A 15931-nucleotide genomic window follows, 5' to 3' on the forward strand; every position below is an offset into this window, starting at 1 on the left:
AAAAGCCAATAACACCGTTAGGAATTATTGGCTTTTGGGGTTTAGTTTAAACGATTTAAATATCGTTTAATTAATCGGTGTTTAATTATGCGTCACTTGACGAAATTAATGTACAAGCGTCAACTTCACGATTGAAATCTGCTAAGAATTGCGGGCGCTTTTGCAAAAACTCTTTAGCAAAATAAACCCCCATAGGATGCTCTTCTAGAGCAACTATTAAAAAATCACTTGGTTTGAACGTGGTGCCTTTAATGTCATTTAGCAAAACCAATTCGTTATCTAAAATAGCGTCAGCGCGATGGTGTTTTAACACTTCGATTAACGAAGCTGTATCCCTAGTTTTCACTGCTATATTGTAGCCATGGTTTTCAAGGCTATGTAAAGCGTTAGAGCCTTGTCGACCAGCAGTTAACAGGTGTTGTTTTATGTATTCAGGTGTATAAGTTTCCAACGGTTTTGTTAAGCGACTTTTTAACAAGAAGAAACTGCGCTTTTGTGGCAAAAATACTTTACTTTGCACGGCAAATATATCTCTGTCATCACTTTTAGAAGCTGAGAAAAAGCCATCTAATTGACCAACTTTAGTCATTACTTGTGCACGTTTCCAAGGTAGTTTATCAATAGTGTACGGCTGATTTATACGCGCCATAATGCAGGCAACTGCACGAACCGACATACCATCAGCCCCTTTTGCAGTACTTACATGATAGGGAGCCCATTCAACTTCTGAACCTAAACGCACAATATAGTCACGTTCAAAAGCAAACAAATTGACAGAATAAGCCAATAAAAGCAGGCAAAACAGTACGCGCATAGCAGTAATAAACTCCTTTAAAGTAACGTCAGGCTCATGAAAGCGCGCTATCATACAGGTATTTATCACAGGTTGCGATAGTTTAATAAATAAACAATTCTTTTGACTCTAACAACTGTATAGATTTAAAAACACTATAGTACACAGTTGAAGCTAAGCTATTGTGCTGCTATCTTTTTTAAGAGATTCTTTTTTATCTTCATTCTATGGCGCTACGCAAAAACATACTGAGTTTCTGGCTTTCAATTTCCTTTGTATCATGCACTGTAAACGCCGATGGCGGTGACATGGCACTCATTGATATGTCGCTAGAAGACCTTTTAAAAATCCCTGTGACCACGGCGACTAAACAAAAAGAATCCTTTCGTGATACCAATGCCAGTATCACAGTAATCACCCGCCAACAAATAGAATTATTTGGTGGGCAAAACCTGTTTGAAATACTTGAACGAATTGTTTCAGTTAATAGCAATTATGGTGTTTTAACTGCAATATCAACCCGCGGTAGTAAACCTTGGACCGGATTGTTACAGCATTTAGGATTAATTAATGGCCGCCCTTTTGGCAACTTATCGGGGGCGCATAATTTATATACTTCAATACCGCTATCATCTATTGAACGCATTGAGTACATTCGAGGACCTGGCTCTGTTTTATATGGCACCAATGCTTATCAAGGGGTTTTTAATGTCATCACTCGTCAGGCTAGCGCCAATGGCTGGGATGTTAATCAATCGCTCACCCTTGGTAGCTTTGATACTAAAACCTTAGATGGCAGTTATTTGTTTAAACAAGAAAACTTTATCGCCAAACTCCACATGCTTTATACCGATGTTGGAGGGTGGGATGCTAAAACAAATGATCCGCTATCCAATAACAAGTTCAGTAGAAAAGCATTTCAGCAAGATAAAACATTACACATTGAACTAGCATACCAAAATGTTTCATTGTCACATTACCGAAGTGTGCAACAACGATTTGCTAACTTTTGGGACGGGCCGGAGGCTAACTATATCCCCTGGTCAAAACAACATCCGTCAAGTCAAACTAATTTAAGTTATCAGCACAACTTCAATGACAATTGGCAATTAGATAGCCACTTTACCAACATTAAAAAAGTGATGGAATGGAGCAGTAATGGTATCGCTGACAGTTTTGTTCGTATCAAATCACCTCTTAACATTAGGCTCTTGGAGTTCAACCTAACAGGCAAACTAAATGATCAAACTAGCTTGTTAGTTGGGCTTAATCATGAATCAAGGCGGGTATATCAAGCCACCACTATTCCCGATACAAAAGAACAATATGCCAGCGCCTATGGACAAATTAAACACTACTTTAGTCCGAAATTTTCGTTGGAATTTGGGGGGCAATACGTTACGTCAATTGATTTAATCAACAACATTAAAAATCAATCTGATTTTATTCCAAGATTGGGAATTAGTTACGATTTAACATCTGACTGGGTAGTTAAACTTCGTCATGCTAAAGCTTACCGCCACCCCACTTCTGGTGAACGGACGATAGAAACGCCGGGTATCCAAAAAGGCACCCCAAACTTAAACGCTGAAACTATTAAAACAACTGAAGCGCAGCTTTTATACCAAAAAACGGATCAATTGTTTTCACTAATCCTCTACAACAATAAAGAAAGTGATTTAATTTTGTTAACACCTTCAAGTGATCCCAATTTTGCTTTAGAAAACAAAAATAGCGGTGAAATTTCATCTTATGGCGTTGAGTTGGAATACAAACAACAATTTAATAAATACTGGTATGGCGAGGCGTCTCTTGCGCACCAACACAATGAAGATAAACAAGGTACGCATAATACCAACCTTGCACCTAATAATACCGTTAAGGTTGGTTTGGCATATGACAACCTTAATTGGCAACTTGGGCTCTATTGGCTCAGTTACTCTAAGTATCACGACAATATTTTATTCGACCCAAATAGAGAGTTAGTAAACCCTGCAGCTAATGGTTACGATTGGCTAACATTTAAAGCCAGCAGAAAGTTTGAAATTAATGGAAATGACAGGCTTACTGTATCACTTGAATTAAAAAACTTATTGGATGAAGAAGTATATCAACCAAATGATACGCCGGTATTTTATCCTTTAAATACCCTGCCAGCTCGCGAAGGTTTTGGTGCGTTTTTATCGATAAATTACAAGTTTCAAAGCAAGTAAAAATATCGGCAGCATTGAAACTTGTAATAATTAGAGGTGCTTAACGGGCAATAGCAGCAGCTTTAACTCCATCCTTTAAAGTAAAGCTATCACCAACAGCGCCAACCACCATGTGTTGTCGATCTGACTTTAACAAACTGCGTAACGTGTAAAGTGAATTAATGCCAGTGCAATGAGCACCCATCATATTTTTAAGACCAAACTGTTTCAATTTGTCAGCAGTCCATGCTAAATGGCTGTCATCTGCATTCATTAAATGAAATCCACCGATTGCTGTTGAAATAACATTTGAGTGAATGTTGTTAACGATATGCTCCATCGTATTAATAATGCCCGCATGCCCACAACCAGCTATCAGAACAAAACCATCTTCAGTGTTGATGACCAACGACATATCTTCGGGAATATTATCTTCAATATGGCCGTGATCTGTGACAATTTTGCCGTTTCCACTCCAGTTTCTCTCTGAATGGATGCGCTTTACATTGCCTGTTAACCAAACACCCGGAAATATCTCAGTTACCTTGCTATATTCAGAAAATGTCACACCTTGCTGTTCCAGCGACTTTTTCATCGCTAACATACTGTTTTCACGCCCTGCGCGCTTTTCAAAAATTCCTTTACCGACGTGAATATTGGATAACGCCTTTGGGTTTAGTTGCGCAAAGTGCTCTCTAAGTGTCACTAAACCACCGGTGTGATCACCATGATTATGACTTAGGATTACGTCGTAAACATCGGATAAATCTATTTTTAAATCGTTAACATTTTGAAGAACGGTTTGAGGACGATTTCCCGTATCAAACAGGATCTTTCTACCATCTACTTCAACTAGTGCGGAATAACCCCATTCACCAATTCCACGATTGGCCAACATAGTTGATAAAGTAGTAATTTTTAACGATTTCACTTGATAGAGATTCGCCGTTGACGCTTCTACTTTTGGCGTAATCGCGAATAGTGCCCATAGGCTAGCAATGACGAGCTTAAACACATTCATCCTATGTCCTTATTATTAATTTTGTGGTGTTTGGATTGTTGCACATAAAAAGCACTAAAAGTTTATGTTTTTCATACGGCCTGCGATGTAATAGCGATAATATCCAATGGCACTACTGCCAACAAAAACCAACTCGACCAATACGCCAACGGGTGTTCCCAACAAAACATTGTGTATTAACCACAACAAACCACCAAACACCATCATCAAACGCAAGAATTTATCATTTTTGCTAAACGACCCTGTAGTGATTAACACAGTAGCCATAAACCCTAAAATACTCAACAGGCCATTGTATGTGTAATAAGTGATAATCAAACTTACACAAAGTGCTGCCGCTGCCATCCATTGACGTTTCCATTTGATCGAAATTAAAAAGCGAATGCTAGAAAATAAAAATATAAACCCCGCAGTTTGCTGACCAAGCAGTAAATAATGCGCTCCATTAAACAAACAACTCAAAGATAACAACGCCAATAGACGGTTTTTATCTTTGAGCTGCATCGCATAACATTCAATTGCTAATGTAAACGTAACCAAAATTTGGGAAAGTAAAAAATCTGGCATAAAACACCAATGTTAAGAAATGATCGAAAGCGTTTAGAAATAATCGCTGATTATCTATCAGAGTATACTGATTAACGTAAGGTAATTTCTAGAGTAATTACTTTTATTTACATGTTTTAATAACAAATTCATACCGATAAACGCTAAACAACCTGACCAAACTATGTGTTACTTAGGATTATAAAGCGATATCAAATTAAAAAATTTCCGTTAATTAATAAATTTAAGCTTAATTTAAGGTTGCTCTTCTAGATTGAAAAAAACGGCAAAAGATTTATTCATATGCAGCAAGCTTTTTCTCGTACAAATATTATTTTCAATAAAGAATCCAAGTTAACGTGGCTAAACATCCTATCCAATAAAACAATCATTCGAGTATTAACAGCCATTTGGCTAACTTTTACTGCAAATACGGTATTTTTTTCTCACTTAGATAACTTTGCCCAAATACCTAGTGCTATTTTGTTACTGATGCTTAACCTTGTCGTTGTTATGGTTTTAACAGCAGGTTTTTTATTTAAGCCGATGATTGTATTACTGTTACTTGTTAGTGCTTCGACAAACTATTTTAGCCAACAGTTTGGCATTATGATCGATAGCAGCATGTTGCAAAATATGTTTGAAACCAACATTGATGAAGCTAGCGATTTAATCACTTTGGCCTTCTTCAAACACTTAATGGTTTTTGCCTTTTTACCGTGTTTTTTATTGTTAATGACAAAACCGAAAACAATATCTCCACTGGTAAAACGAGCAGCAACTTACGTCATCACTTTGTTGCTATCAATTACTATGCTTGTTGGTTATGCGTTAACGCAATACCAGTCTTTGTCTGGTTATTATCGAATGCACAAAGAGTTGCGCTACTATGTCACGCCAATCAACTCAATATCTTCACTAAAAAGCTATATAAAATCTCAGTTGCATAACGAGCAAAGCCCTTTTGTCCAAATTGCAGATCGAGTTGAATTTCAACCATTTTCAAATAAACCAACTGTGTTTATCTTGGTGCTTGGTGAAACGGTCAGAGCAGATCATTTCTCCTTAAACGGTTATTCTCGGCAAACTAATCCGCAGTTAACTCAACTAGCATTAATCAATTTTAATCAAGTTACTTCATGTGGCACTGCAACAGCCCACTCTGTACCTTGTATGTTTTCTTGGATGAATCATAACAATTATGACGAATTCCAAGCAAAACATAGTGAAAATGTCATTGATATTATTGCTAGAGCTGGCTTTGAAGTTGTTTGGCTTGAAAATGATGGTGGCTGTAAAGGCGTGTGCAACAGAGTAAAAACGGTAAATGTTGCCGAACAAGCACACTGTATTGATGGCTGCCCAGATAAACTGCTGTTTTCTTCTATGAAGGAGCTGACCAATACCACCCAAAACAGGCTGATTGTTTTGCATCAACAAGGCAGTCACGGACCAGCATATTTCCGACGCAGCCAACCCGAGCACAAATCATTTTTACCTGAATGTCAGGATGAAACCTTCGCCAGCTGCTCAGCACAGGAAATAGTAAACGCCTATGACAACAGTTTGGTGGAAACAGATGCTCTAGTTGCTCAATTGATAAAGCAGGTAGAGCAGCAAAAAGAGGTTAATGCCGGTGTACTTTACGTTGCCGATCACGGTGAATCTCTCGGTGAAAACGGCGTGTTTTTACATGGCTTGCCGTACGCTTTTGCACCATCTGCACAAACACACGTACCGATGTTTTTATGGTTTTCCAAATCATATCAAAAAGATGCAAATTTTAATGTTAACTGCTTAACTAAAATAGCGAGCTTGCCAACTTCACACGATGCATTGTTTGGTAGTTTATTAGGTTTGCTTTCTATTGATATTCAAACACAAAAGCCTTTAACCAATGATATTGCTCAATGTAGGAGGAAACATGCGGTGTAGTACATTAATTACCTTTATGCTGCTTTCCTTGAGCTTTCCTTTGATGGCTCAACAAAGCTTATCTATTGATAAGTTATGCCAAGCAAAAAAAAGTAAAAACGCAGAGCAACAGGAAAATACTGGTAGTTTGGAGAAAAACATCACCATAGAAGATATTGCTATTGAAGCAAATACCATTTTTGATCCTGCTCAGCCAGACTTCACCGCCGTCCATGATTTTGCCAACTGGTTACATGTTGAAACTCGTGATGGTGTTATCATCTCACAACTTCCGTTTAAAAAAGGTGATAAAGTCAGTGAACATGACATTCTAGAAGCCGAGCGAATTTTACGCAGTAAAAAGTACCTTCGCGACGCCCAAATTACCTATGACAAAAACTGCGATCCCGATAAACCACAAACAATCAAGGTTGCTACTTGGGATACTTGGAGTTTGATCCCCAGCGTTAATGCTGGGCGAAGCAGTGGAAATAACGAATTTAGTTTAGGCTTTAAAGAAGAAAATTTATTAGGTTACGGGGTACGAGCTTCGGTGAAATACAAGTCGGATCATGAACGCTCCGGCTACCATACCGTAGTACAAATGCCCGCGCCATGGCAACCTCATGCACTACTCACCATGCAAGCCGATGATTACGATGACGGACAGGTTTTAGCCTTCGACTATTATTTGCCTTTTTATCAGTACAATAGCCAACACCTATATCGCTTTTTTGTTAAGTCACAGGAACAAACTGACTATATCTACCACAATGGTAAAACAGAAACTTCCTATCGCTCTAAACGTGATATTGCTCAATTAGCCTATGGCAAATTATGGCAACAAACCAGTGACTACACATTAAGGTGGCTGGCAGGAGTAAACCACACAAAAGTTGTTTACGATGAACAAACTAACATTATCAGACCTAGTTTAATGGATTACACCATCACTAGCCCTTGGGTTGGTGTGCATTACATTGAAGATAAATTTAAAGTGCTCCAAAATGTCGATCTAATTAACCACAATGAAGACATTAATTTAGGATGGGATATTTCGGCGAAACTTGGGGTAGATACCGCCAACTCAGAAAGCGGTACTGGCGTTATCAGTGAACTAAACGTTGAAAAAGCTTGGCTGCCTAATGACAACTTACTCTATCGCTTTAAAGCAAGTGCAAACAGTATTACCGGAACAGAGTTAGAAGACAGAACAACGCTAGCATTAGATGGAAAGATCAATTATCGCTTAAGTGATTTTTATCGCTTATATGGCAATTTACATGGTCGCTGGCAAAATGCTGAATTTTCTGACCATGTTTTAGCGCTAGGTGGTGAAGAAGGCATTCGCGGCTTTCCTCAAAGCTATCAACACGGTACATCTTTAATTCGCTCCACCATGGAACTAAGAATGTACCCTAACATTAATATCTACCAAGTGTTTGATGTAGGTTTTGTTGGCTTTATTGATGTGGGAAAAACCTTTGGTGATACGCTACAAGCGAACATCTCCAACAAGATGTTGGGCAGTATTGGATTAGGTACGCGGCTATATTCGGCAAAATCGAGCAATGAAAATGTCATTCATATTAATTTAACTAAGCCTATAGGGCAGTTTGCCGAAGTTAGCAGCTGGGAGATAGGTTTATCTGTTCAAACAAGCTTTTAATCGCGGTTACATTGCATCGCTAAGCACAAAAAGCTTATATACGTAGATTCGAATATCGCAGTAAAAATAAGGTTCTTGATACAAGCCAAGAGAACATTTTTCTATTGTTTGGCAAAAACCTTTCATCGCTTCTTTTGCCCCGTGCTATTGAGTATTGAAGCTGACAAAATAAATACAATACCTTAAGTTAGCTAACAACATGCGCCCGATAAAGGCAATTGATATTGGGCTCGCTGTTTTTGTTCAGCAAATAAAAAGCACCTCGTTTTAGGTCATTAACTGGTGCTAACGTCATGGTTTCAATACGTTCATTGGCTTGAGTTTCTATGCTGATTTTTTTAATGAAATCTAGCGAAGTAGACCAACTATTTGAGCTTAAGGTGACTTGATTTTTGGCACTTTCGTGCCAAGTTCCTTTAACGACCTCTTCACGATAATCACTTATCTGTTCATCCCAAATATCAAATAACACTTGAAAGCTCGCATCTGCATTCAAGGTTAATTGGCTACCACACTCAACACTACCGAAGTCGTTTAATTGCGCTAATGTGCTTGTTTGTTGTTGTGCTTTAAATTCATCTGAAAATAAATAAACGCCAATGTTATTAGCAGTAAAACTATGATTTTCGACTTTAAATATGGTTGTCCATGAAATATCAAAGCCTGAAATTTTTAGTACTTCAATAATGTGATAGATATCTTTATTACCATTAACAGTAGGCGTATACAAAATGGAGTTGTTGGTAATTGCCGTTGGAAATCGCGCCACAGAACGCGAATACTTGATGTTCGACTGGCTTAGCTTTGTTTCAATTTTTAAAAGGTCAGCGTCAGACAAATTATCCGTAAATAAACGAACATGAGGTTTACTTGTACAGGCACTAATTGATACTACTATCAGCAAAACAATTAAGCGCCTTATTAAATTGATGTTTACTTCCTTTTGCAAAATAATTCCTTTTGAAAGTATGAGTTATTGTTTTTCAATAATCTCTTCTCGTTCTCGTTGGTAATCTCGGTACGACTGACGTTTTTCATTAAGACAAGCCTGGTGTTGCTCAGCCGTGGCGGCATTTTTCATGCACTCATTTTTTTGATAGTTTTGCCCGGTTTCATACAAACTTTTGCTTGAACAAGCAGACAACACAATCAACGCGATACCTAAGGCTATAATCTTTTTCATGGTAAAAACCTTTATCGTATTTTTAATCAATGGAGGAAACTCCTAACCTTGATTAGTGGATTACAAAGTGGTTAATAAGTCAACTCAACAACAATAACGCTTACAATTTACCAACAAAAATGCTTACAATTTACCAACAAAATGCCCTTCCCGATGCTAATCTTCTGACGTTAACATGATTTAACAATGACGTTTTGCTGATGATTAAAAAACGCTTATTTTCATCAACTTACTTATTTGAATTTAACCGATTGCAACGGTATGCTTAGCAAACTTCAAGCGCATATTTATTGTTAATGCGACACATTTATTTTAGAGTTTTATGGCACAGCAATATTGGATTGGTGATTTTTTTGTCGACTTAACAAGAAATCAAATCACCCAAAATCAACAACCACAAGTGATAGCGCCTAAGGCGTTAGCCGTGTTAACGTTTTTGGCTAAAAATCAAGGGAAAGTGGTTAGTCAACAACAATTGTTAGATGCTGTCTGGCCCAATATCGTAGTGTCACCCAATACCTTGCAACGTAGCATTGCCCAATTGCGCAAAGCTCTAGGTGATGATGGTAAAACACAAGATTTTATTAAAACGCATGCAAAACAAGGATACAGCCTTGAATGTCAGGTCACATGGAGCAATGACAATATTGCAAGTACCAACCGTACCATTGAAATAGCAGAAAATAACGCCCCCGTATCAGACGTTATAACCAATGAGGCTCACGCCTCACCCAAAGAAGAGCAAGTAAAACCTCAAAGTAAAAAGCACTTCATAACAATAGTAATTTCATTTTTTATTGTTGTGCTGTTAACTGTTGCCGCTAAGTTTTATTTGAATGACACTCACTCAGATAACTTAACCCTTGGTAATATTCGTGCATTAACAGCAACCGATGGTAAAGAGCTTGCTAGTATTTATTCACCCGATGGAAAGTACGTTATTTTTCATCGTTTTTCCGAAAAAGAATGTGTGAATGATATTTGGGCTAAAAACCTTGCGACACAAGAAGAGCACAAACTAACCGAAAAAATTGATGCTTATGGCAGGCACAGTTTTTCACCTGATGGTAAACAGTTAGTATTTATTCGAACCCTCAATTGCGAAACACCTATTACGCAAAAACAATGTTATCAATTACTTAGTTTAGACTTTGATAAAGCGCTTCATGCGCCACAGCCAACCAAGTTAATGTTAGAGTGCAAAAATTCAGAAATTCGCCGACCTCACTGGCTAACTAATCAGCGTATTACCCTACTGCAAAAACAGACAGAACGTTGGCAGTTGATCAGCTATTCAAGTCATGACGATTCCAGCGAGTTATTGCACGAAGTCAAAGATGGTAACATTATCTATTATGATTATTCAGCCAAAAGAAACCTAATTGCCGTAACCAGCATACAAGGTGATAACAATTACTATATTGAAATACTAACACCACAAGGTGCGGTTATATCAAAAAAACAAATAAGGCTGCCTGACGACATCGTTCGCTTTAGGTATATTGCCGCTAATTTTTCTCCAATAGATGATCAGCTTATTTTTAGTACCGGCAGACAGCTTTATACGTTGCACTTTGATGGTTCAGTTAGCCCGCTAGGTATTGTGCTTGACCAACCAGTGGGTTCACCAAATTTTCATCCTAAAGATACTCGTGCCCTAGTGATTAAGGGAAATTATGACAGTGATATATTGTCGATAGCTGTTACCGATTTTAACGAGAGCGACAGCCAAATGGCCGTTACCGCAAATGCTAGCGTGCTTGAGCGTTCAACGGTTGCTGACGACAACGCTGTTATCCAGCCCAATGGCAATTTAATTGCTTTTGTTTCCGAACGTTCAGGTGAAGAGCAAATTTGGTTGACCGATGGTCAAAAAGCCCGACAGCTTAGCCAGTTGCCTATTGATTCATACATAGCAGGTATGCAGTGGTCGTCAAGTGGCGAAAGTTTGTTGTTCAGTGCTAATGATGAGCTGTATCAAATAGAGCTCAATGGTAAAAGTCACCTCATAACAACCAATAACCCTATTACAGAGCTACTGCAATGGGACAGTACTCAAAACAAAGCGCTGTTGTTATCACGTATAAAAGGTATAAATAAGTTGGTTGAATTTGATTTAGCCAAAGCAAGCAGTCACATCATTAGTGAGCAACAAGTAAAATGGGCTAAGTACAGCGACAATGGCCAGTTAATTTTTACCGATCAATTAGATCGTTTTTGGCAACAAGATGTAATTGAAGCCCAATTAATCGAAGCCCTTGTTGAGCAAGGTGGCGACAACCAAGGCTTTCTGATAAAAGACAATGTAATTTATGGGGTAAACAAACAATTTCAATTATGGTCGTTTAATTTAAGCAACCAGTCATTTAACATTTTGGCGGAACTACCTAAAACACTTGTTCAACTTAGTGATATCGACGATCAACAACTACTGTTTACTATTCACGCCTCAGGTAAAAAAGAGGTGGTTGAATTGCAAATGCACATGACCCCCCAGTAGTTACATTAATTGGATTAATTGGAGCTACATAAGCGTTGTTAGCGGTTTCTTGATAAATTAAATACACGTAATAAATTAAATACACGGGCTTAGACGTGTTTATTTGGCGAAGTTATTTTGATCATCTAAAGATGGGGTTAATCAGTTTGATTTGGGTTTTGATTCAAATAACTTAAACCAAAATGCACCTTCAAATACTAAACCTAATACAATAAACACAAAAAAACCTGACGCGCTGCCATAGCTGTAACAGCTTATTGCTGCACAAATCAGCGCTATTAAAATCAGCCATCGATATACACTTTTCATCCTTCATCCTTTATGTAAAAACGTATTGCCCATTCTGGTTATAAAACAGGCATGGCTTTAATGCAATTTTAAAATGTTACGTTTTTTAACTTCAGCAATTTGATTACTAGTGATAAGTAAAATCTTATTTACCAAATTACCGCCAACAGCTAGGCACATTCTAATTCTGCGACAAAGCCATATATAAAATCTAAGCCGATAAAACCAATAGTTACGGCAACTGCACCCAATAACATCAAGCCACGGTTATTTTTCTTGTAGCCAACAATAGTTGCTATCGCAAATACCAAAAACAATACAAGTTTAATCATTTCCATCGCTAAATCATTCCTTATTAATATAAATTTTTCTCACAAAATTTTTACATAAGTTTAACAAGCAAACTAGTTCATTATCTGCGTTTTTGCCACTTTGTTATTCGGTAAGCGAAGCAATAGAGCAAAGGTTTTGAGTGCTCTAATAACGAAAAGGCCAGCGTTTGAGCTGGCCTGATTTACAACCATATGATTACCTAACTCAAAGATTGACGATTGATAAAGGTAAAAATTTGTTTGAGGATTTGTTGCTGTATAACCTTTCGTTCAACACCTGGCCTATCGATACACAATGCGACGCCTTTTACTTTTGTCGCGCGTTTACATTCATCAAGGTAGATAAAGTGCCCTGCTCCTTGCTCTATGCCTACTAGTGTCGCTCTTTCGATGTGTTCTGCATAATATTTTGCATGGAATTCGTAAGGTAAAAAATCATTTTCTACGGAGCCTACAATTAAGGTTGGTATCTTTACCTCTGCTAAACTCTTTTGCTTTGCTGCATGGCCCAAAGCCGGATCAAGCGCAACAACAGCGGCAATTCGCTCGTCATGCATTTGCCTTTGTAAATTGTCGATGTTGTGAAGCATTTTTTTACTATACGTTGGTTTTTGTGCCTGTTTTCCGTAATCACAGCCTTTATCATGTTTGGCTTTGTCCGATAAACAATAGTTTTTAGATTGTGCTAAATCTAAGGTTGCTCCAGCCATGGCCAATGAGGTAAAACCACCCGAAGAGTGCCCCAACATCAATACTTGCTTGTTTTCAAGTTCAATATTAAAAAGCCCTTCACTAGATAAACTGCTAATGGCAAAGCTAATATCTTGAGGTCGCTGCCAAAAACGCATGACTGAACTTGGGTCTATTTTTTCTGCGCCATAAACCCACGATTCACCATAGTGTGCCACACCCGCAACAACCCATCCTTGTGCTGCTAACGCATAACCCAACCAGTTCATTTCTCGCGGTGAACCAAAAGCACCATGAGAAATTACTGCAACACGTTTAGGGCTTTGGCTAGCAGACAAACAAATTTTTGCATCGCAAGGTTTTGTATCACCTTGGTACCAAAATTTAATTTTAACAGGTCGATTATTTTGCTGATTAAAAAAATCTACTTCTTTACTTTGAAGCGCAGCTGGCTCATTGGCAAAAAGCGTACAAGAGGTAAATAACATAGTGCAAAGTAGTACAAATTTTGACTTCATAATGTGCTCTTTCAATTAACTGATCTCCATTGAAATTAATTGATAATTCTGTGGATGATAAAACCTGTTAATTAATTTAATCGCTTTCATCATTATTTGCTGTGCAGAAAGTGCGATCTTATCCTAGTTTTATTAACCAAATACTGTACCTAGTGTTCCCCCTGCTCAACAGCAAAATACAATTCTGTTTTTAACTCTTCAGGCTTTGCAGAAAATGGGCTATTTAAGTACAACTGCACAATTTGTTGATCTTTAAGTTTAATGTTATTGGGCAGAACCCATTGTGAATACACCAATGCTATGGTTTGCCACATACAATCATGTGAGCCAAAGTGGGTAAAGCTTACCCATTGCCCACCTTGCCATACAAAAGTATCTAGTTTTGAGTGATGGGCTTGCAAGCCATGAAGAAAACTTGCAAAAAAACGGCTTTGTTCTTGCGCTTGCGCCCATGGGTTATCAACTGAAACACCTATAGGCTGCAATGCTTGATAGGTTAAAGGTTCCGCCATTTCGCTAAGACGTGTAAACAATTGTCCCGCCTTAACACTAAAAGATTGTTCACTAAAACCTTCACCATATAATCCATACAAAGTTTGATCGGGTAATACATGCCAGGTCGGGTTTAATGTATGTTCGCTCAGCAGCTTTTTAGGTTTTAACGAGCCCGCTCGCTCATTAATTGGCAACTTTCCTTGAACAACGTCACTTGGCGTGACAGAAAAGTTTTTTTTAAACGCTCGTGTAAAAGACGAAGGCGAATCGTAGCCAACACTTAGCCCCACTTCGATAATATTATGATTGCCTTCTTTAATAAGGTGCATGGCTTTATCAAGTTTATGCCGCTGGATAAACTCCCCCAACTGATAACCTGTTGCAGCAAAAAACAACCGATTAAAGTGGAATTTAGAAAAACCAGTATATTGTGCTAATTCATCTAATGTGATCGCTTTGTCGCTGTGCTCATAAATGTACTGCGCTACTTGGCTAATTATTTTTGCATTTTTGTTATTTAAGGTATCTACCACGTATTTAGCCTTTTGTTACAACGAACCTTATTTAACCTCATGTTTGTAAAAGAAATAGTGCTAAATCAAAGAAAACAATAAATTAGCAGTCTCTTAAACTTCTAGGTCGATATGTTTGTCTGAATTCAAGGCATTTTGCAGCATGAATAGCTAGCTATTTCGCTTCAAAATAACGCAGAAGTCAGTAAAAATAACACCTAGAAACGCATTACTTATACGAAGCTGTGGTTATTAAGGGCATATTCAAAATAGCAAGTGCGCCTCATAGTACGCACTTGTTTTTCATTGCCGATAGTTTATTCGCTAGGCCTTAAACTCTCAATGACCTTAGCATCGACCCAATACCTTTTACCGACATAATTTTTTGTTCCATCATCATTCACTTCCCAATTTCCTCGGGTAAAAAATAGATATTTTCCGTCGTATGAGACCCATGGCGAACTTTCTTGCGCCGCTGTATTTATGTTATTGCCCATATTAATAGGACTCGACCAAACACCATTTTTCAATTTAAAACTTAGATAAATATCTGCTTGGCCAAAGCCGTCCTCTCGCTCGACATCCCACATCAAATAAGACTCGTCAGGCGCAATATAAGGATGTGCTATGTATTGACCCATGTTAATATCGGCATTAAGTTTTACCGGTTGTTCATACTTTCCATTCACTAGGCGAGAAAAACCTAAGTTGCCATGTCCGTTGTCTTCTTTTTTAAAAAACGGAAAATATAAGGTGCCATTAGCAGCTACTGACAAACCATGAGCCTGCTCATCTATAAACTCACCGAGGTTTTTTATAGCAGACCAACCTGTGCTGGTTTTTTCTCTGTACTGTTTGCCTAAAAACATAGTGTTTCCATCTACTGAAAACATTGGCCATCTTATGTTGGTTTCTTGCTCTTCTCCCCAACGACCATCTTCATAGCGAATAACAAAAAAAGTACGCTGCTTGTATTTACCATTTTTACGTGTGAAGTAGTACTCGCTCATATCAGGGTTAAAATTGCCACCTTCAAAGCGCCCGTCAGGTGACAAAATTTTGGGGCTAAAAAGTTTTGGGTTCAACCCTGGAGGTTGCTCACCAAAATAGCGTTGTGGATTATTGCCATGAATACTGTTTGCATAACTTTCACCAATGATGACAACACTGGCACTAAGTATTGTTAACGCGACATATACACTTTTCATCGTTTTCCTTTATCGTAGATAGCCTCAACATGTAAGGCGACATTACAAGGTAAAATTTAGAAATACCTGA

At 38.0% G+C, this 15931-nt stretch carries 13 protein-coding genes; 4 read left to right on the forward strand and 9 right to left on the reverse strand.

Translation table 11 applies throughout. The features are described 5' to 3' along the window. Positions 1-85: 85 nt before the first annotated feature. Positions 86-814: a transporter substrate-binding domain-containing protein gene (locus IE199_RS11955; RefSeq protein ID WP_189770743.1), complete on the reverse strand. Its 729-nt coding sequence runs from the start codon at positions 812-814 to the stop codon at positions 86-88. A gap of 287 nt (positions 815-1101) precedes the next feature. Here IE199_RS11955 and IE199_RS11960 point away from each other — a divergent pair, with 287 nt between their 5' ends. Then, positions 1102-3006 carry a TonB-dependent receptor plug domain-containing protein gene (locus IE199_RS11960; RefSeq protein ID WP_189770745.1) on the forward strand — a complete coding sequence of 635 codons (1905 nt, stop codon included), beginning with the start codon at positions 1102-1104 and terminating at the stop codon, positions 3004-3006. A gap of 40 nt (positions 3007-3046) precedes the next feature. Here the strand turns inward: IE199_RS11960 and IE199_RS11965 are convergent, their stop codons facing one another. Both IE199_RS11965 and IE199_RS11970 read right to left on the reverse strand, forming a co-directional pair. After that, the gene (locus tag IE199_RS11965; RefSeq protein ID WP_189770747.1) at positions 3047-4006 is read right to left on the reverse strand and encodes an MBL fold metallo-hydrolase; all 960 of its coding nucleotides are present in this window, start codon (positions 4004-4006) and stop codon (positions 3047-3049) included. A gap of 54 nt (positions 4007-4060) precedes the next feature. Then, positions 4061-4573 carry a YgjV family protein gene (locus IE199_RS11970; protein WP_189770748.1) on the reverse strand — a complete coding sequence of 171 codons (513 nt, stop codon included), beginning with the start codon at positions 4571-4573 and terminating at the stop codon, positions 4061-4063. Positions 4574-4855: 282 nt separating this feature from the next. Between IE199_RS11970 and IE199_RS11975 the strand changes: the two genes are divergently transcribed. Then, positions 4856-6487 carry a phosphoethanolamine transferase gene (locus IE199_RS11975; RefSeq protein ID WP_189770750.1) on the forward strand — a complete coding sequence of 544 codons (1632 nt, stop codon included), beginning with the start codon at positions 4856-4858 and terminating at the stop codon, positions 6485-6487. After that, positions 6477-8135 carry a BamA/TamA family outer membrane protein gene (locus IE199_RS11980; RefSeq protein ID WP_189770759.1) on the forward strand — a complete coding sequence of 553 codons (1659 nt, stop codon included), beginning with the start codon at positions 6477-6479 and terminating at the stop codon, positions 8133-8135. Before IE199_RS11975 ends, IE199_RS11980 begins: the two co-directional genes overlap by 11 nt. 187 nt (positions 8136-8322) lie before the next feature. On the opposite strand, the gene IE199_RS11985 is transcribed toward IE199_RS11980, so the two are convergent. Together IE199_RS11985 and IE199_RS11990 are read right to left on the reverse strand one after the other, a co-directional pair. Continuing rightward, entirely contained in the window at positions 8323-9084 is a 762-nt protein-coding gene (locus IE199_RS11985) for a hypothetical protein (RefSeq protein WP_189770761.1), read from the reverse strand. 24 nt (positions 9085-9108) lie between these two features. Beyond that, on the reverse strand, positions 9109-9318 hold the full coding sequence (locus tag IE199_RS11990) for a hypothetical protein (protein WP_189770762.1): 210 nt from the start codon (positions 9316-9318) through the stop codon (positions 9109-9111). A 322-nt stretch (positions 9319-9640) separates the two neighbouring features. Between IE199_RS11990 and IE199_RS11995 the strand changes: the two genes are divergently transcribed. Next, positions 9641-11818, forward strand: coding sequence for a winged helix-turn-helix domain-containing protein (locus IE199_RS11995; protein WP_189770770.1), 2178 nt, complete (start codon positions 9641-9643; stop codon positions 11816-11818). A 458-nt stretch (positions 11819-12276) separates the two neighbouring features. Here IE199_RS11995 and IE199_RS12000 read toward each other — a convergent pair whose 3' ends face one another. The 4 genes from IE199_RS12000 to IE199_RS12015 all read right to left on the reverse strand — a co-directional run bounded on the left by IE199_RS12000 (position 12277) and on the right by IE199_RS12015 (position 15861). Beyond that, entirely contained in the window at positions 12277-12444 is a 168-nt protein-coding gene (locus IE199_RS12000; RefSeq protein ID WP_189770772.1) for a hypothetical protein, read from the reverse strand. Between the two features lie 194 nt (positions 12445-12638). Further along, entirely contained in the window at positions 12639-13646 is a 1008-nt protein-coding gene (locus IE199_RS12005; RefSeq protein ID WP_229854688.1) for an alpha/beta hydrolase family protein, read from the reverse strand. 149 nt (positions 13647-13795) lie between these two features. After that, positions 13796-14674 (reverse strand): helix-turn-helix domain-containing protein, encoded by an 879-nt coding sequence (locus IE199_RS12010; protein WP_189770774.1) that lies wholly within the window; start codon positions 14672-14674, stop codon positions 13796-13798. 296 nt (positions 14675-14970) lie between these two features. Then, on the reverse strand, positions 14971-15861 hold the full coding sequence (locus tag IE199_RS12015) for a hypothetical protein (protein ID WP_189770776.1): 891 nt from the start codon (positions 15859-15861) through the stop codon (positions 14971-14973). Positions 15862-15931: the final 70 nt, after the last annotated feature.

This window comes from Thalassotalea marina, assembly GCF_014656435.1.
In the GTDB taxonomy this organism is placed as follows: Bacteria; Pseudomonadota; Gammaproteobacteria; order Enterobacterales; family Alteromonadaceae; genus Thalassotalea_C; species Thalassotalea_C marina.